Origin of the sequence: Aquimarina atlantica, from assembly GCF_000626715.1 — a bacterium.
Lineage (GTDB): Bacteria > Bacteroidota > Bacteroidia > Flavobacteriales > Flavobacteriaceae > Aquimarina > Aquimarina atlantica.
Map to the genome: position 1 here is coordinate 91255 of NZ_AQRA01000007.1, position 18326 is coordinate 109580.

Annotated in this window: 14 protein-coding genes; 8 read left to right on the forward strand and 6 right to left on the reverse strand. The window is 32.7% G+C overall.

Annotation, left to right across the window (positions count from 1 at the left end):
* Positions 1–6: 6 nt before the first annotated feature.
* The gene (locus ATO12_RS16405) at positions 7–459 is read right to left on the reverse strand and encodes a carboxymuconolactone decarboxylase family protein (protein ID WP_034243811.1); all 453 of its coding nucleotides are present in this window, start codon (positions 457–459) and stop codon (positions 7–9) included.
* A gap of 313 nt (positions 460–772) precedes the next feature.
* Here ATO12_RS16405 and ATO12_RS16410 point away from each other — a divergent pair, with 313 nt between their 5' ends.
* On the forward strand, positions 773–1369 hold the full coding sequence (locus tag ATO12_RS16410) for a fasciclin domain-containing protein (RefSeq protein ID WP_034243813.1): 597 nt from the start codon (positions 773–775) through the stop codon (positions 1367–1369).
* A 57-nt stretch (positions 1370–1426) separates the two neighbouring features.
* Here the strand turns inward: ATO12_RS16410 and ATO12_RS16415 are convergent, their stop codons facing one another.
* Together ATO12_RS16415 and ATO12_RS16420 are read right to left on the reverse strand one after the other, a co-directional pair.
* Complete coding sequence (locus ATO12_RS16415; protein ID WP_034243815.1) at positions 1427–2089, reverse strand: TIGR02117 family protein; 663 nt, start codon at positions 2087–2089, stop codon at positions 1427–1429.
* Between the two features lie 98 nt (positions 2090–2187).
* Positions 2188–8244, reverse strand: coding sequence for an alpha-2-macroglobulin family protein (locus ATO12_RS16420; RefSeq protein WP_240486149.1), 6057 nt, complete (start codon positions 8242–8244; stop codon positions 2188–2190).
* A gap of 394 nt (positions 8245–8638) precedes the next feature.
* Here ATO12_RS16420 and ATO12_RS16425 point away from each other — a divergent pair, with 394 nt between their 5' ends.
* Positions 8639–9997 (forward strand): UDP-N-acetylmuramate--L-alanine ligase, encoded by a 1359-nt coding sequence (locus tag ATO12_RS16425; protein WP_034243819.1) that lies wholly within the window; start codon positions 8639–8641, stop codon positions 9995–9997.
* Positions 9998–10103: 106 nt separating this feature from the next.
* On the opposite strand, the gene ATO12_RS16430 is transcribed toward ATO12_RS16425, so the two are convergent.
* The gene (locus ATO12_RS16430) at positions 10104–10547 is read right to left on the reverse strand and encodes a DUF1569 domain-containing protein (RefSeq protein ID WP_034243821.1); all 444 of its coding nucleotides are present in this window, start codon (positions 10545–10547) and stop codon (positions 10104–10106) included.
* Between the two features lie 108 nt (positions 10548–10655).
* Positions 10656–11099: a hypothetical protein gene (locus ATO12_RS16435; protein ID WP_025666433.1), complete on the reverse strand. Its 444-nt coding sequence runs from the start codon at positions 11097–11099 to the stop codon at positions 10656–10658.
* 230 nt (positions 11100–11329) lie between these two features.
* Between ATO12_RS16435 and radC the strand changes: the two genes are divergently transcribed.
* From radC to ATO12_RS25030, 6 genes are read left to right on the forward strand one after another with little or no spacing between them, the layout of a single operon-like run.
* Entirely contained in the window at positions 11330–12028 is a 699-nt protein-coding gene (radC, locus tag ATO12_RS16440; RefSeq protein WP_034243823.1) for a RadC family protein, read from the forward strand.
* Between the two features lie 46 nt (positions 12029–12074).
* The gene (locus ATO12_RS16445; protein WP_034243825.1) at positions 12075–13379 is read left to right on the forward strand and encodes a DUF7033 domain-containing protein; all 1305 of its coding nucleotides are present in this window, start codon (positions 12075–12077) and stop codon (positions 13377–13379) included.
* On the forward strand, positions 13372–14058 hold the full coding sequence (locus ATO12_RS16450; RefSeq protein WP_034243827.1) for a YjjG family noncanonical pyrimidine nucleotidase: 687 nt from the start codon (positions 13372–13374) through the stop codon (positions 14056–14058). Before ATO12_RS16445 ends, ATO12_RS16450 begins: the two co-directional genes overlap by 8 nt.
* Positions 14059–14103: 45 nt before the next feature.
* Positions 14104–14670 carry a hypothetical protein gene (locus ATO12_RS16455; RefSeq protein ID WP_034243829.1) on the forward strand — a complete coding sequence of 189 codons (567 nt, stop codon included), beginning with the start codon at positions 14104–14106 and terminating at the stop codon, positions 14668–14670.
* Positions 14667–16049 (forward strand): DUF5723 family protein, encoded by a 1383-nt coding sequence (locus tag ATO12_RS16460; protein WP_034243831.1) that lies wholly within the window; start codon positions 14667–14669, stop codon positions 16047–16049. Before ATO12_RS16455 ends, ATO12_RS16460 begins: the two co-directional genes overlap by 4 nt.
* Before the next feature lie 5 nt (positions 16050–16054).
* On the forward strand, positions 16055–16861 hold the full coding sequence (locus tag ATO12_RS25030) for a hypothetical protein (protein WP_051575899.1): 807 nt from the start codon (positions 16055–16057) through the stop codon (positions 16859–16861).
* A gap of 57 nt (positions 16862–16918) precedes the next feature.
* Here ATO12_RS25030 and ATO12_RS16470 read toward each other — a convergent pair whose 3' ends face one another.
* Positions 16919–18196: a replication-associated recombination protein A gene (locus ATO12_RS16470; protein ID WP_034243833.1), complete on the reverse strand. Its 1278-nt coding sequence runs from the start codon at positions 18194–18196 to the stop codon at positions 16919–16921.
* Between the last annotated feature and the right edge of the window lie 130 nt (positions 18197–18326).

Here is an 18326-nt window from a genome sequence, read left to right on the forward strand (position 1 = left end):
ATTTAATTATTCTTGAGAAGGTATCGGAGTCATTAAAGTAGCTCTTCCTATTCTATTCCATACATTAATACAACAAATAGCCATAATGATGTCTGCTACTTTTTTTTCACCAAAAAGACGAATGGCTTTTTGATACAACTCATCACTTAATCCATTTACAGAAATATGAGTTACCTCTTCTGTTATTTCCAGAATAATTTGTTCTTCTTCAGAAAAAAAAGGAGATTCTCGCCAAAAAGGTAAGGCATGTATGCGATATTGTTTTTCTCCTTGATTAACAGCTTCCTGAATATGCATTTGCACACAGTAGGCACAACCATTAATCTGTGAAGCCCTAATTTCTATCAATAAAAACTCTAAGTCTGATAGTGAGCTTTTTTTAATATCATCGTAAAGTGTCAAAATGGGCTTGTAGGCATTTGGATTAACCTCACTAATATCGATTCGATCTTTTTTCATGTCATTGATTTTATTTACTTAAAACAAAATTGAGCATATAAGATGACCAAAAAAATAATCTAGATTAAGAAAATCATTATGAGTATGGCTAAAAACGAATACTAGAAGAAACATTACGGATAATAAGTTAACGCTTGTAGTTTTGCCATCCCTGCTACCTTTATAGAGTAATGGTACGGCAGTATACTTTGGTTCTTAAAATGTGTCGAATAATGAATTTAGTGTTTTGTTAAGATATGTTTAACCAAAATTTACCAAAGGAAAATGCTTCTATACCGTTTTCATACAAACAAAAAAACGAAAAACTCTTACAATGAAAATTAGAAATGTATTACCAGTTTTTGCTTTCTCCGGATTGTTATTAATGACCGCTTGTAGTGAAACGAAAAATGATAGGACTACACAAAACGAAAAACTAATAGCGCAGAATGTGATACCATCGGAAACCGTTAAGGAAAAACTACCCACTATACTCGAATTTGCTTCTATGGATAAGGGGTTTTCTACACTCACATCTGCAATTAAAGTAACCGAATTAGCAAAATCACTAGAGGATAAAGGTTCGTTTACCATATTTGCTCCGGTAAATTTAGCTTTTGACAAGTTAAACCCGGTCACATTAGAAAAATTACTAAAACCAGAAAATAAGGAGCAATTAAAAGCTATTTTGAATTGTCATATCATACCTAGTGTAATTACAAAAGAAGATATGGTTATTGCAATTAATGAAGGTAACGGAAGTGTAAAGTTAAAAACAATAGGAGGGAATTTGTTGACAGCAACAATGAAAGGAGATAGAGTTTTTCTTATCGATAAAATGGGTAATGGAGGTAACTTAGTGACTACAGATGTAAAAGCATCTAATGGACTTATTCATACTATAGATGCAGTAATGATGCCTAAGAAATAAGTCGCATTTTTATAATATTTCTAGACCTGTCTGTTATCAAATCAGACAGGTCTTTTTTTATTTGTCAGATTGATTTTTGTGCATACTTAGTAATCCAAAATCAAATGGAGTCCATAAACATGCTTTTATGTTACTTTGTTTTAATCCGGTGTTAACCCAGCTATTGCAGGTATTAAAACAGGTGTAATTTCCTGTAGCTTCATAAAAGTCATCGTTTTTGTAATACCCTAAACCTGGTAACACTATTTTTTTATTTTCGCTATTTAATCTAAAAGTAGCCGAGATATATTGGTTTATCTTTTTAAGCTGTTTTTGATTGACTTTTAGAGCAACCCAATCCTCTTGCATAGAAGAATATCTGGTAACATGTAATAAGGTTGGAGTATTAAGAAATAAGGCTTGAAATCCATTAACAAAAGTAAGATCTGCCCATAATGGGGTTTCGACATAAAAGTTTTTATCGCCCCAGCCAAATGAAAAATATTGTGCTTGGGAAGTGTTTAACTGATCTTTTAATACACTAGCATTTAAGTCATTTTTGGCAATGATAATTTCTAAATGAACACCATTAGAACTTAGGTAAACGGTATGATTTTTTTCTTCGCTACCTTGTTTTCCATTTACTGGGATATAAGTTAATACAAGAGATACGATAAGATATAATGCCGGGAGTATTAAAATGATCCCAATGTATTTTAATATCTTTTTGATTATCCTCATGAGATAAAGTCTGAATAATAATTAGTCTTCTTCAAGAATACCAAATAATACCCGGTAAACTTGGAGAAGACTAAAATAATTAAAAGAAATGTATTATTCTATTTGATCGTTACTCTGATTCCTTCAGAATGACTAGAGAACTCTGGTGCATACATACTTTGTATCGTGGTGATGCCATTAGAAAAATCTCCTTTATTATTAACACGAAGGTCATACTCAAAAACATATACTCCTTTGGGTAAATAATCAAAGAAAAAGTTTGTAGAAGCATCTTTTGTACTTTCATAATATCCTAAACCATCTTGCCATTTATATTGTGAGATTACATTGATGGGCTCCAGACCAGATGCTCTCATATCTTTCATATGAACAAACTCCATTGCACGATCAGATCTCAATTCGATACGTACTCTAATCAGATCACCTAACTCTAGCTTAGTTTTTGAAGTAATTTCTGTAATCTCTTCACCCGTATCTGTGTTCTTCTTTAAGAACAACTTTTTCTTTAAAGAGAGCGGTGTTTTTGCCGAAGTGATTTTATCTAGCTCTTCAAAATATTGCCAGTATAAAGCTCCCCATGCAATACCTTTTCCTTTTTTAGAGATTTTAGCAGTAGCCATATTAGGTTTTATTTCATTACCATTCCATGAGGTTTTAAAATATCCTGTTCCCGCTTCGACCTTTACATCTTCGATTTTACCAGGATCAATTTTTTGATCTCCTAATACGATATCTACCATATCGGTTACCGATAACCAATCACTACCTTGTAGTAATAATGCATATACAGCATCAGAAGTAGCTTTGGTGGTTTTCCAGCGATTGGTTTGTTTATTTTTAAGTAACCAGATTTTTAGATTATCAACAATTTCGGTGCGTTTGGGTTCGGCTTCCACTTCAGAAAAGACTTCAATCATTAAAGATTGAGTTTCAATTGGAGCCTGATACCAGAACCAGCTCGCGGTATTAGATTTCCAATACATTCCTAATTCTTCACTAGATATACTTTTTTCATCTAGTGATCTTATGATTTTATTAGCTGTTGTGTTATCATCGTTTCTGTGTGTTATCAAAGCTAACATTCCTTGTGCATACAGACTCTGATTTAACCAGTATTTCTTAGACTGACCCAAGTAGTAGCTCCAGGCTTCATTAGTGTTTTTTGGCCTTTTGATATTGGTAAAGAAACTACGCATATACAAGTAATGAATTTGAGTATAGCTTAAATGGTTTTTATTGATATCAATCTTATTTTTTTCACAATATCGCTTAAGTTCCTCGTATTCTTTTACAAACTCTGCATCCAGAAAACGAACTGCATTTTGTAGCATAGTTGAGGTATCTCCATCATATTGTGTAACTCCTAATTTCTTTAAATGCCCAAATCCGGTAACAATATGTTGTGTGATGAATCTATTTTCTCTTCCTCCCTGAAACCATGGGAATCCTCCAGAACCATACTGCATTTGTTTTAATTTGTTTAATGCCGATTGTAATTCATTGTTCATTTTATTAAGATCAAACAGCAAAGCAATTCGTTTCTTTTGTTCTGTTTCACTTTGTGCATCACGTAACCAAGGTGTTTCCTGGATCATCAGGGATTTTAATTCCTGGTTTTTTTCAAGATTACTTAGTAGGGCATCGCTAGATTTCCATTGGTTAAATACTTCCTGAATTCTAGGATTAGAATTAGCAATGTGACTAGCCAGAGTATTTGCATAATACCTCGAAAATGTTTGCTCTGCACATTCATAAGGATACTCCATAAGGTATGGCAATGCCTGTACAGCATACCAAGCTGGGTTAGAAGTCATTTCTAGAGTAAGCTTATGGTGTTTTAAAGTACTAGAGGTGTTATCCTTTAATTTATCTAGTGTAAATGTCTTTGTTTGATCAGAACGAATCCACATTGGTAATGTCTCGGTAACCAGCATTCGATTACTTAATACAGGAAGTACATTTTGTTCGCCATCAGAAAAATCTCCTGCTTTAGCTATGATTTTATATTGAACTGTTTGTACATCATCGGGAATTTGAAGCTCCCAGGATACATTAGTGTTTCCTTTGGCTTTTACCATAAAATCTTGACGAGCATTATTGTTTTGAAGCTTTGTGTCTATCGTTTTATTAGTTAAAGCATCAAATAATTGTAACTCTACAATACCATTAAGATCTTTGGTAGCAAGGTTTGATATTTTAGAACTTAATACAATCCTATCACCTTCTCGTAAGAATCTAGGCGGATTAGGAAGAATCATCAACTCTTTTTGAGTTACTGTTTCTAAAGTGGAGGTTGCTGCATTTAACCCTTTGGTATGTGATAGAAGCTGTAATTTCCATTTTGTTAATGCTTCAGGGGCAGTAAAATTAAAACTTACATTACCTTCTGCATCAGTGGTTAATTGTGGAAAGAAAAAAGCAGTTTCCTGTAGATTTTTTCGAATTTTAACACCCTCGAGAGATTGCTGATCCTGTGGTTTTTCTGCCTTACTTTCTTCTTTGTCTTTTTCGGCAGCATCTCCAGCAACTCCAGCAACTCCGGCAACTCCATCATCAGCGTTAAATTCTGCTTCTTCCATTGCAACTTCATTGGCGACGGCAGATTTAGCAGCAGATCTTTTCATCATTGGTGCAGGAGCACCACTCTCCATAATATCGTAATTTCTATTTCTTCCAAAATATTGTTGCCCAAAGTATAAACCATACCAGTTTAGTTGATCATACCCCTGGCTACTATAATGATATGATGGGTTATTGTGGTTTTGTAACCTAAATGTGAGCACTCCGAAACTCTGTGTAGCATGTCGTTTACTCTGCGTATAATATATAGGTCGATTGATAGGATCAAAATACCATTGATGAGGTCTGAACTGATCTAAAGAGGCATCATACATACTTGCCAATAGTTCTGCACTTACCTTATCACCTTTAGGGCCTTTGATGGTAAAACTCCAGGTTTCCTGTTGACCAGGAAGTAATTTATCTCTAAAGGTTTTGGTTTCTATACTAAGCTCTGTAGGCTCATAAGGTACAGGGATTATCATTGCTCCGCTTTGATATCCATTATAATTTAGGTAACTGTATCCTATTGAAAACCCTCCCAGATCTTCTTTTGTCACCGGAATTTTGATAGTTTTACTATTCTTTGAAAGCTTAATAAGTTTCGTCTCGATGATATTATGATTCTTCTCAATGTCTACTGTTATTGTTATATCTTCTGAGGCAGAACTAAACTTTACAATCGCTTCATCCCCAATTTTATAGCTCGATTTATTGGTAATGATTTCAAACAATTGCTGATCACTAATGTTTTTATCTTCCTGACTGTATAGGGTAATATATTGTATATCTTTTACTTCCTGATCGAATCGATCTTTAGTATTTAATTCGATAACATATTTACCAGACTCCCACTTTTTTATGCTACCCAAAGAAAGTTGTTGTGTTCCTGTTTCATTTTCTTTTGTTGATGCAGTATTAAATGGTTTATCCAGTACCATATTTCCTTTGTCCCATTTTCGATAATCATGCTCATTTTTAAAAGCATCATGCGGGAATAATTCTGCAAATTTTTCTTCTTTGAAACCTTCATAATCAGGTGCTTTCCATGGACGAATTCGCATAGGTTTTTTAGGAGCTTTCAGTTTATAAATCTTAATTGTTCCTTTGGCTGCAACAGCCTCATTATTTAGGTTAATAGTAGTTATCGTAAGTGCGTTGTCTTTTTGCGTTTTATCAATCTTATCTTTGATTGTAATAGCAGCGGTTACCGCATGATATCCTACATTAACTATTGTTGTGGTGCTGCGTGTTTCTCCATTAATATCGATTACATCTGCTGTAACCTCGTAATTAAAAATTGGTAAATCCTCTTTAGATACTCTAAGATCAGGCAGTGCTTTAAAATTAATAGTGTACTCTCCTTTTTCATCGGTTACGGTTTCTCCATGAGTAATTTCCTGAGGTTCTACTGTATGTCTTGGATACCAATAGCACCAACGAGGGTATTGTACTTTACGGTGTACCCGATATACCACTTTAGCATCGGTAATTGCACTGCCGGCATAAGCTGTGGCAACTCCGGTAAGTTTTATTTCATCATTAACTTTATAGGTCTCTGTAACCGGATTAAATTTGGTTTCAAATTTAGGTCGTTTATACTCTTCAACAGAAAAAGAAGTACTGTTGTAATTATTAGTTTGTATAGTATACACCCCGGTAAGCCCAGAAGAAGGAACTATAAACTCACCACTAAAAGATCCGTAATCATTCGTTCTAAAATGTAAAGTTTTTACATCTTGCCCGTTTACATCTTTTAAGGTGGCAAAAGTAGACTGATTGGGTAATACTTTAAATTCTTCTTTGCCATCAGAAGACATCATAATTCCTTTAAAATATACGGTTTGTCCAGGTCTATAAATACTGCGATCTGTAAATAGAAAAGTGGTAGTATTGGTTTGGGTACTATAATCTGGTTTATAAGATTGATTTAGATAATATCCTTCAAATCTGGCTACATCTTTCTCATACGAAACGGTAATACTAACATCATAGTGGTATGTATTTACGGTTAAATAGGCCTGACCTTTAGAATCGGTAATTAGGGTTTTATCTAATTTGTTACCATACCCTCTTTGATTATTTGTTTTTAGATGTATTTTGGCATTGGCGATGGGTGCTCCATTATTACGATCTAAAACCTGAAATATTGATTTTTGTGGAGTTCTGTTTTCGATTAAAGCTAAATTACTAACCTGGGTATTTCCGTAAGAAAACAAACTTTTTTGAGAAAGATCTTTTGATATAGTTGCTAAAATGAGATAAGAGTCTTGTTCTAATTCTGGCAACAATACTTCTGTAGTGTGTGTCTGATAATCCTGTTCATCGCAAATTTCTGCCTCCCATGTTTTAGCTGCTTTTAAGGCACTAAGGAATTTGATTTGATCCTGAGTTTTGTATAACTTATTTAAGTCTTTTAATTGTTTAGGAGTAATTCTAAAAGCATTAAAATAAAGTTTATTCAGGTTTTTATAGGTGATTAGTAATCTACCTGGTTTCTGTATGGGGACATATTTTTCGGTCTTGATGTTTAATTCGGTGTGAAGTATCTGGCTTTTTAATGCTTTACATTGGTTGGCTCCTCTCGAATCCGGGAATTTCTTAATTGTAGCATCACATATCTCTAAGGCTTCTTTTAATTTCCAGCGATGGGTTTCGTTTTCTTCAGGGATATATGTATCAGCATATTCTTTATATAAATTTGCAATTTGATAATCATATAAAGCTGAAACACTATGAGTTGCAAATTTCTTTTTTTCTGATTGTAAACATTCGAGTAAAACGGTTTTTTTGTCGCCAAAGACGGCATTTTCTGATACAAATTTTATACGCTCTATATTTACTTCTGTCAAAGCATCTGGTGCTTTGTCTCTTGCATGAAATTTGATCAAATCTTGAAATAATTTCAAGGCATTAAATTGTAATGATAATGAGTCTTTGGTTTCTATTTTTAACGATGAAAAAACAGTTTGTTCCTGTAAATATTTTTTATCATTTATAGTAAAAGCATACGAAGGTTTGGTGATATTAGTTTCTGAGGTTTTATAGAAATCTAAAGCATTATGAGCTAAAAAATCGTATAGTGTAGGGCGGTATTTTTTAGAATCGGTAGCAGTTTGTAAGATTTGATCAAACGTACTAAGATTTGTTTGCTGGGCCAAAACTCCATTTTTAAGAGATTTTTGGTAGTAAAGATGTGTTTCTGCAAATAATGTTTCGAGATCCCAGGTTCTAAAATCTTCGATATCAACTTTTTCTGAAGTTTGAGTTCTATTATAGAATTTCCATCGATTTTGTTGAAAATACTGCCAGTATAAGTTGGCAAGAACACTTTCTAAAATATTTCTTTTTGGAAATTCACTATTTTCGATATCATTTTTTAAGTTTTTGATAATGGTAAGTTGTGCGTTTTCCTCTAAAGTAAGCATATATTTTGCCTTGTGAAGAAAAGCTTTGATGACCTGATTATCATTATTTTCTTTTTTCGCTTTAGTATATATAGTTTCAACAACTTCCAAAGCAGATTTTGGTAATCCTTCCTGGTTAAAAGTTTCTACTTTTTTCCAATCACTTTGATAGTCATTTTGGCCTTTCATAATATACAGGTTTGATATACAGATTATAATAAGGATGATATGCTTTTTCATCATATATTTTTTAGGTTGTGAAACAAACGTAAATAAGTGTTGTATTATTTTATATGATAACGCTTCATAATTCGTAAATAATATCATAAAACTACGTATTTGAAATGAGTCAGGATAATTTTGTTACTATAAATCAAAATTTCTGCCACATTTTATTTAACGACTAAGAAAGGCTTAAAAAAGAACAGATAAAATGATGAATGAGGGAAGTCTCTGTTTTGTTTAGGAAACCCTATGATCTAGTTAGGAAAATAATTAAAGATTCGAAATTATTTTTCATTACCTCATTATTTTATTAGCTAATTGTTAATTGTATCTTTACTCTCTGATTTAAGAGTTTACTATGCGTGTACATTTTATAGCTATTGGAGGTAGTGCGATGCATAACCTGGCCATAGCATTACATCAAAAAGGATATCAAATAACAGGAAGTGATGATACTATTTTTGAACCTTCAAAATCAAGATTAGAACGACATGGATTATTACCTGCCGAATTTGGCTGGTTTCCAGAAAAAATTACTTCGGATCTTGATGCGATTATTTTGGGGATGCATGCCAAAAAAGATAATGAAGAACTTCTTAAGTCTCAGGAATTGGGACTAAAAATATATTCGTATCCAGAATTTTTATACGAACAGTCTAAAAATAAGACCCGCGTGGTAATAGGAGGGTCGCATGGTAAAACAACGATTACTTCTATGATTTTACATGTATTGCACTATCATGATAAGGAAGTAGATTATATGGTAGGAGCACAATTAGAAGGTTTTGATACCATGGTGCACCTTACAGAAGAGAATGATTTTATCGTTTTAGAAGGGGATGAGTATTTATCTTCTCCAATTGATCGCAGGCCAAAATTTCATTTGTATCACCCTAATATTGCTTTGGTAAGTGGGATTGCCTGGGATCATATTAATGTGTTTCCGACTTTTGATATGTATGTCGATCAGTTTAGAATTTTTATGAATTCTATTGTTAATGGTGGTGCATTAGTATATAATCAAGAGGATGCCGAGGTAAAAAAACTAGCAGAGTTAACAGAAAATCCTATTCGAAAGTTTGAATATGTTACTCCTAAGTATCGCGTAGAAGATGGAGAAACTTTACTAGATACTCCTGAAGGAGAAATGCCTATCGAAATTTTTGGCGCACATAACTTGAATAATCTTGCTGGTGCAAAATGGATTTGCCAGCACATGGGAATTGATGAAGATGATTTTTATGAAGCCATTGCTTCTTTTAAAGGAGCATCAAAGCGATTAGAAAAAATTGCAGAGAGTCATAAAGCCGTGGCATATAAAGATTTTGCACATAGCCCATCTAAAGTAAGAGCAACTACAAAAGCAGTAAAAGAGCAATACCAAAATCGAAATGTGGTGGCCTGTCTCGAGTTGCACACCTATAGCAGTCTGGATGCTTCGTTTTTAAAAGAATATGAAGGTGCTTTGGATGCCGCTGATGAGGCCGTGGTGTTTTATTCCCCTCATGCCGTAAAGATAAAACAGCTTAAGGAAGTTTCTGCTTCGCAAATTGCCGAAGCTTTTAATCGTAATGATCTCATTATTTATACCGATCCAAAAAGTTTTGAGCAGTATTTAAAACAGAAAGATTTAACTAATTCGGCACTATTACTAATGAGTAGTGGTAATTATGGAGGATTGGACTTTAACGAAGTGAAACATTGGATTGAAAACTAAAAATAGGCTTGACTGTATTTTCTATATTTTTTGGGTTGTTTTGATCAAACAATGTATGGTTTGGCACTTTTGGATGATGCTTTTCTTGTACAAGTGCTTTTAAGGACTATACATTAAACTGTTGAAGATGATGATCCAGATGTTTATATTGTAATTGCCCCCATTGCTTATTGGTAAATTTTCCGAATATTGGATGAGGTTCCCATTCTTTTTTATCTCTCTGGTTATGAAATTCGGCTACAAGGTGTAAAAGTTCTCCTTTTTCGGTTTCAAAATCCTTTTGCTCGACTACTTTTAATTTTGAATGTGTTGGCAAGTTTTTTCTCCATGGTTTATCATTATACATGGATTTTTTGAAGAGTAGCTTTGCGAATATATTGGGTTTAAGTTCGGGGTGATCTTTTTTTAAGGCAATTTTTAATGGAAATTGACAATGATGAAACATTTGCGAAACATTCATTTTTCCCCAGATAGCAGTACTGGTAACCGATAATTTGTTTATACGACTTTCTATCTCGTTATGTGCGGTCGGATCAAGCAGGGATTTCATAATAAACATATTTTAGATGGTGTATATTCAAAAATACCACATTTTAGACTAAAAAAGTAAAGGCTAATCATATGATTAGCCTTTATAGAATGTTATATATATGTTTTTTTAACTTACCTCATCAAAGAAAAGACTTAGAAACCCATCCAGATCATCATTATTTGCAATATCTTTTGGAGTACCCAAATTGATCATTAGCGGTTGATCTTTAATTGTTCCTTTCAAAAAATATTGGAAAGTAGTACCCATCTTAAATTTATATCCTTTTAATTGGGCACCAAAAGAAGTAAAAGTTACTTCTGTTTTTGAACTATTACTTTCTGCAAATGCACTTATTGTAGCATCAAAAACTGCAGATAACATGTCATCATTATAATAATCCCATTTTATAGATGTTCCGTCACAAGCTTGCAGCTCATATTCAGATTGCGCTTGGCATCCTTTAGGGACTTGTATGTTATTTCCTACTAAATTAAGAAACGAAATCTTCTTATCCTGCCCATAAAAACTAACGGTTGCAAGAAGTAAAACGAAAGTAAAAATATTCTTCATAAATAGGTTCATTTGAAGGTGTTAAAATATTCATTTTTGGATTAAGGGTGACCAAATATAGTAAAACTTTCATTTTCAAACAAATATATATAGTAAAATAATATAATTTAGAGATATATAAAGTGTTAATATTGTGATATTAATTGGGGAATAAGTTGTTGTAATTGAGATAAATAGTTTATACTTATAGGTAATATTTACCTACTATTTTTAATTGTTAAACTTGTTATATGAGTAAATTAAATTCTTCATTTTCGATCAAGGAATGGAGTGAAAATGATCGGCCAAGAGAAAAATTAATCGCTAAAGGGAAGAACGCATTAACAGATGCAGAACTGATCGCAATACTTATTAGTTCGGGTAATCGTGAAGAAAGCGCTGTTGCATTAAGTAAGCGTATTTTGGCTAGTGTAGATCATGAAATTAATGCATTGGGGAAATTATCGGTAAAACAATTGATGAATTTTAAAGGAATTGGTGAAGCCAAGGCAATAACTATTGTTGCCGGTTTAGAATTGGGAAGAAGGCGAAGAGAAGAAAATGTGCCTGTAATACCAAAAATTACCTGTAGTAAAGATGCATTTCATCTTTTTTACCCTATTATAGGTGATCTTGAACATGAGGAATTTTGGGTGCTGTTTCTGAATAATGCAAATAAAGTAATTCAGAAAAAACAAATAAGTGTCGGAGGGAAAACAGGAACTCTGGTAGATGCCCGAATTGTTTTTAGATCTGCTTTAGAATATGGTGCAACCGGAATCATATTAGGACATAATCACCCTAGTGGAGTAGTATTACCTAGCCAATCAGACAAAATGTTAACCCAAAAACTAAAACAGGCAGGGATAACTTTAGATATCAAACTACTGGATCATCTTGTTATTACAGAAAAAAACTATTTTAGCTTTGCAGATGAATCCATAATATAGAAGTGAGTCTTACGAAATTATAAATCGTAATTCACAATACAACAATATGCTATTAATTCACGTACAAAGAATTACTCCAAGAGTTTCCTATACATTTAAACAAATGTGTAAGCGAATATTAGGTTTGGATATTGATTTAACCTCTAAAATAGAACCTTTTATCGCTCATGATGGCCCTAAGCTTTCGTATGGAAAGCAACCATTGGGAAAAGAACTCTACTTTCAGAGTGTTGATTTACTTTTTGAACATGGTTTAAATGATGTAGATATTCAAGTTTTTGATTGGGAAGAGACAAAATGCTTTTTTGATGTTAAGCATGCCGATTCTGCATTACCGTTTGATATTTTTGCAGCTGCTTTTTATCTTTTAACACGATACGAGGAGTATTTACCACATGTAAAAGATAATATGGGGCGTTTTCCTGCTGCAGAAAGTATAGGGTATATTCATGATTTTTTGCAAGACCCTGTAATAGATATATGGGCACATAAATTTAAAAAAGTTCTTTTAGAGAAATACCCTGATCTCGAATTTAGGGAAAAGAAATTTACCATTATTCCTGTTTTTTCTGTCGCTCAGACTTTTGTGTATAAAAATAAAGGAGTTTTGCGATCAATAGGAGGAGGGATTCGAGATTTATGGAAATTACAATTTGATAAATTAACCGATAGAATAAAGGTACTTATTGGATTAAAAAGAGATCCATATGATATATTTGATTTTATAATTCAACTTCAAAAAAAGAAAAAAAGAAAAGCTAAAGCTCTATTTGGATTAGGAGATTATTCTAAGTATGAGAAAAATGTAGGGTATAATCGCCCAAAACATCATGCTGTTATTAAGCATATTGCAGATTATATTGATGTAGGATTAAAGGTTTCATATGAAGCTATTTCTGATCTGTCGCTTTTGAAAAAGGAAAAATTACGAATAGAGAATATTGTTAATAGAAGACTTCAATATTCGCTTTGTTCTTTTTTTAAAATAAAATTACCAGAGGCATATCGCAATTTTATCGAGTTAGAGGTAGGAGAGGATTATTCTATGGGCTATCCCAAACAATCTGGTTTTAGAGCAGGAACTTGCTCTCCGTTTATGTTTTATGATCTTGATTATGAGGTGCAAACCCCTTTGGTAGTGTATTCTTTTTGTTTTGCCAGTCAGGGTGATAGAGAAGATATTAATGATCTAATGTCTGCAAGAAAAGAAATTAGCACATATATCGATAAAATAAAAAAGGTAAACGGAGTCTTTATTCCGGTGTTTAGTAACACATTGTTTAGTGATTTGCAAAATGAACCTTTTTGGAAATCAATTTTAGAATTTATTTGGACAACAGAAGATGAATAATACAGTAAAAGATATATTTTTTGATCTGGATCACACGCTTTGGGATTTTGACAGGAATTCGTCTTTAGCATTTAAGATGATTTTCGATAAATTTAATGTCAATACCAAAATTGAAGACTTTCTGGAGATATACCAACCTATTAATATGAAGTATTGGAAATTATACAGAGAAGAGAAAGTAAGCAAAAAGCAACTTCGCAGAAGCAGACTTACAGAAGCTTTTACACATCTTGATATATCATTTTCTCTAGAAATTATAGATGAAATGTCTGAAGATTATATCAATTTTCTACCACTTCATAATTATTTGATTGATGGAACCCAGGATTTATTAGAATATCTTAATCCAAAATATGATTTACATATCATTACCAATGGTTTTAAAGAAGTACAAAACAAGAAACTATCAAATTCTGGAATACTACATTATTTTAAAACAATAACAGATAGTGAAGAAGCTGGAGTTAAAAAACCCAATCCATTTATTTTTGAACAAGCAATACAGAAATCTGGCGCGAAACTTGATGGTAGTGTGATGATAGGAGATAATTATGAAGCAGATATATTGGGAGCAGAGGCAGTAGGTTTAAAAACGATATGTTTTAATTATCATAAAGAAGAACTACCACCGCATAATATTCAAGTTTCCGAATTAAAGCAGATTAAAAAGTATCTTTAGTAATAAATATTTGTATTTTAGTTAGATACAAAATATTCCCCCAAAATGAGCGAAAAAAGAATTTGTGTATTGCTATGCATACTAATATCATCAATTTCTTGTGTAAAAGATATAGATTTTGAGCAAGCAGAAGATGTTGTACTTACCCCGGTCTATGAAGTAGACTTTGTGTATTCTCGGTTTGATACGAGTCAATTTATAGATTCTAATATAGATCCTGCTATTGTTATTCCCGAGGTAATTGTAAATGATACTTTAGAATATGATCTTTTAGGAACCGACTTTGTAGTAGATAATTTAGAAAGAGTAGAATTAACTTTTGAGTTTACAAATACTATAGAGCGTGATTTTGAATTTGATTTAGGATTTTTAAATGATAATGATCAGCGAATTGGTCCTTTATATAGTATGACTGCCAATTCTGGAAACGGAGAAGGTACAGATCCCATTGTTACAACAGAAGTTATCATTCTCGATACTGCAGACATTGATGTATTGAGAGATGCCACACGACTTATTTCTTCAATGAGAGTACAAAATATTAATAGTAGTTTACGAGGGATTCTTGAATTACGATCCAAAGGAACTTACTTTTTTAATTACGAGCTATGAGGAGTATTATATTCTTTATTGGTCTGTGGGGATGCTTGGGATATTCTCAAAATAAAGAAACCTTGTACGATTTCACAGATCTTCCTCAGTCCTTACTTCTTAACCCTGGAGCTGATACAAATTTTAATTACCATGCGGGAGTGCCTTTTTTATCACAGTTTCATATAAATGCAGGGTTAAGAGGAGCGTCTATCTATGATGTTTTTGCAGATGATGGAAGAGATATTAATGACAAAATAGAAAATACACTTAATACACTTACAAGCAATGATTATTTAACCCTAACACAGCAGTTAGAACTTATTAATTTTGGATGGGAAAGCAAAAAAAATAAAAATATATACTTCTCTGGAGGAATCTATCAAGAATTAGATGTTATAGGGTATTTTCCAAAAGACTTTGCGGTTCTTGCTTATCAGGGAAATCAGGATTTTCTAAACCAGCCGTTTCGTTTTTCTACTATAAGTGGATCTGTAGAATTATTAACTACATTTCATTTTGGATACACAAAAAAGGTAAGCAAGAAATTAACTTTTGGAGCCAGAGCCAAATTATATTCTAGTATGTTTCATATTCGAAGTGCTAAAAACAAAGGAACTTTTACTACTGTAGAAACCCCAGAAGGAAATAATATTTATCAACATATAATTAGTAATGCAGATGTTACGGTTAGAACATCTGGATATGCTTCTCTTAAAGATGAAGAAGGAAAAGATATCGTTAATAAGTTAGTAGGAAGAGCTTTTTTGGGAGGAAACCTGGGACTTGGTATAGATATTGGGTTTACTCATAAAATAAATGAACAACTAGCTATTACAGGAAGTGCAAATGATTTAGGGATGATATTATATACTAAAGATGTAGAAACCTATCGAGCACGAGGTAATTATGTTTTTGAAGGATTTGAAACACCAATTCAGTTTTCTGGTCAGGATCCTCAGAATTTTTTAGATGAACTAGAAGAAGCTGTTCCTCTTGATACATTAAGTACAACTTATCTAACTATGCGTCCTGTAAAGTTAAATAGCTCTGTTAGATATTCTTTTAACCGATATGATGATGGTACTTGTGATTGTTATCTTGAAGGAGAAAAACCTCCATATTTAGATGCTATAGGAGTACAGTTATTTACTCAATTCAGGCCAAAAAGACCTCAATATGCGGCTTCATTGTTTTATTATAAACGTTTTTTTAATTTTTTAAGAACAAAACTTACATATACTATTGATGATTATTCATATTATAATATAGGATTTCTTACATCTATTCATATTAATAAAATTAATTTTTATATTTCGGCTAATAATTTGTTAGAATACACTAACCTTGCAAAGGCAAGAGGTGCTTCTGTACAACTAGGTTTTAATGTCATAATGTGATAGATATGTTACGTATTTTATTTTTAGGGATTGTTTTAATTTCTACGTTAAGTGTAAATGCTCAAAAAAATATCAATGAGTATAAGTATGTTATAGTGCCCAAAGGCTATAATTTTTTAAAGGGAGAGGATAGATATCAGCTTAATTCGCTAACTAAGTTTTTATTAACAAAATATGGTTTTGAAGCCTATATAAAAGAAGAAAATTTCCCAGAGGATCTTAAGACGAATGGCTGCAAAGCACTAAGAGCTAATGTAAAAAGAAGATCTGGTGTGTTTTTAACAAGATTGACATTAGAGCTAACAGATTGTAATGGTAGTGTTGTATTTACAGCAGTAGAAGGAAAGAGTAGGAAAAAAGAGTTTAAGGAGGCATATCATGAAGCACTTAGAAATACTTTTACATCGGTAGAGGCGCTTAACTATAGCTATAGTGGTGATAAAGACGAAAAGATTGTTAAAAAAGAAGTTGTTGAAACACCAAGCGTTAAAAAAGAAGAGCCTATACAAACTAAAGAAGAAGAGAAAGAAATCGTAGAGGCTGCATCTCCATCAGAAAATTCGATTACTTACGTTTTTAATGATGTAAGTTTCTTGTTTAAAAAACAAGAATATGGGTATGAGATATTTAAAAGTGAAGAAAAGCAAACCTCTATAGGGAAAATTTTTAAATCTGGAAGCGGAAAAAATTATATAGTTCAGGCAGGAGATTTAAGTGGTAATGGGTATTTTGATGGATATGGTAATTTTATATTAGAGCGTATTAATCCAGCAACCAATAAGCTTATTACAGATACTTTTGCAAGACAGTAAAATTTAATCATTCCTTTAAAAAAGGAAAAACTATACAATGGGGAGGTAAAAGAAGAGTTAATACTCATATTTGTCTCCCCATCTTGATTTAAGAAATGTTCTAAATGAGTTTTCACGTTGGTTGTCTCCGGGCTCATATAATTTTGTATTGGCAATCTCATCAGGAAGAAATTCTTGTTTTACAAAATTGTCTTTATGATTATGAGCATATTTGTAATCTTCACCATATCCTAATTCTTTCATTAATTTGGTTGGTGCATTTCTAATATGTAAAGGAATAGATAAATCTCCTGTTTGTTTTACCAATTGCTGAGCTTTGTTTATAGCCATATAAGACGCGTTACTTTTGGGCGAAGAAGCTAGATAAACCGTGCATTGGCTTAATATAATTCTAGCTTCGGGATAGCCAATAGTATTAACCGCCTGAAATGAGTTATTTGCTAAAATTAAAGCAGTTGGGTTAGCATTTCCGATATCTTCAGAAGCTAATATAATTAACCTTCTGGCAATAAATTTAAGATCTTCGCCACCTTCAATCATACGGGCAAGCCAATATACAGCAGCATTAGGATCGCTTCCTCTAATAGATTTAATAAAAGCAGAGATAATGTCATAATGCTGTTCTCCGGTTTTGTCATATCGCACTGTATTTTGCTGTACTAATTTTGAGACCAGATCATTAGTAATTGTTATGGGTTCCTGATCTTGACTAGAAACAATTAGTTCGAAAATATTTAAAAGTTTACGAGCATCTCCGCCACTTAATCTTAGTAGAGATTCTGTTTCCTTAAGCACTATTTCTTTAGATTTTAAATCCTCATCTTCTTGCATAGCTCTATTAAGTAATGCTTCTAATTCTTTCTTACCAAAAGGATTAAGTGTGTATACCTGGCAACGAGATAAAAGGGCAGGGATGACTTCAAAACTTGGATTTTCTGTAGTGGCACCAATAAGGGTAATCCACCCTTTCTCTACTGCACCTAATAAAGAATCTTGTTGTGACTTACTAAAACGATGAATTTCATCAATAAACAGGATAGGGTTTTTGGCTGTAAACAAACCTCCACTCTGTTTAGCCTTATCAATTACCTCTCTTACTTCTTTAACACCACTATTAATAGCACTAAGCGTGTAGAAAGGTCTTTCTGATTCATTAGCAATGATATTAGCTAATGTTGTTTTTCCCACTCCGGGTGGCCCCCAAAGTATTAAAGAGGGGATAAGTCCTCTTTTGATTTGTTGGGTCAGAGAGCCATCATCACCAATCAGGTGTTCCTGACTTAGATACTGTTCTAAGGATTTTGGACGTATTCGTTCTGCAAGTGGTTTATTCATAAGTGTAAAAATACAAGGTTTTATAGAATTTTGAGTTCAAATATTAGAATGTAATCAAGTAGAAAATGTTTTTTCTAAAAAACATTTTCTACAGATGTGATAATTATTATAAATCTACAGACTTAGAATA

Excerpts from the sequence above, each read along its gene's own strand:
- ATO12_RS16405 (WP_034243811.1), bottom strand. The coding sequence starts at position 459 with ATGAAAAAAGATCGAATCGATATTAGTGAGGTTAATCCAAATGCCTAC.
- ATO12_RS16410 (WP_034243813.1), top strand. The coding sequence starts at position 773 with ATGAAAATTAGAAATGTATTACCAGTTTTTGCTTTCTCCGGATTGTTA.
- ATO12_RS16415 (WP_034243815.1), bottom strand. The coding sequence starts at position 2,089 with ATGAGGATAATCAAAAAGATATTAAAATACATTGGGATCATTTTAATA.
- ATO12_RS16420 (WP_240486149.1), bottom strand. The coding sequence starts at position 8,244 with ATGAAAGGCCAAAATGACTATCAAAGTGATTGGAAAAAAGTAGAAACT.
- ATO12_RS16425 (WP_034243819.1), top strand. The coding sequence starts at position 8,639 with ATGCGTGTACATTTTATAGCTATTGGAGGTAGTGCGATGCATAACCTG.
- ATO12_RS16430 (WP_034243821.1), bottom strand. The coding sequence starts at position 10,547 with ATGAAATCCCTGCTTGATCCGACCGCACATAACGAGATAGAAAGTCGT.
- ATO12_RS16435 (WP_025666433.1), bottom strand. The coding sequence starts at position 11,099 with ATGAAGAATATTTTTACTTTCGTTTTACTTCTTGCAACCGTTAGTTTT.
- radC (WP_034243823.1), top strand. The coding sequence starts at position 11,330 with ATGAGTAAATTAAATTCTTCATTTTCGATCAAGGAATGGAGTGAAAAT.
- ATO12_RS16445 (WP_034243825.1), top strand. The coding sequence starts at position 12,075 with ATGCTATTAATTCACGTACAAAGAATTACTCCAAGAGTTTCCTATACA.
- ATO12_RS16450 (WP_034243827.1), top strand. The coding sequence starts at position 13,372 with ATGAATAATACAGTAAAAGATATATTTTTTGATCTGGATCACACGCTT.
- ATO12_RS16455 (WP_034243829.1), top strand. The coding sequence starts at position 14,104 with ATGAGCGAAAAAAGAATTTGTGTATTGCTATGCATACTAATATCATCA.
- ATO12_RS16460 (WP_034243831.1), top strand. The coding sequence starts at position 14,667 with ATGAGGAGTATTATATTCTTTATTGGTCTGTGGGGATGCTTGGGATAT.
- ATO12_RS25030 (WP_051575899.1), top strand. The coding sequence starts at position 16,055 with ATGTTACGTATTTTATTTTTAGGGATTGTTTTAATTTCTACGTTAAGT.
- ATO12_RS16470 (WP_034243833.1), bottom strand. The coding sequence starts at position 18,196 with ATGAATAAACCACTTGCAGAACGAATACGTCCAAAATCCTTAGAACAG.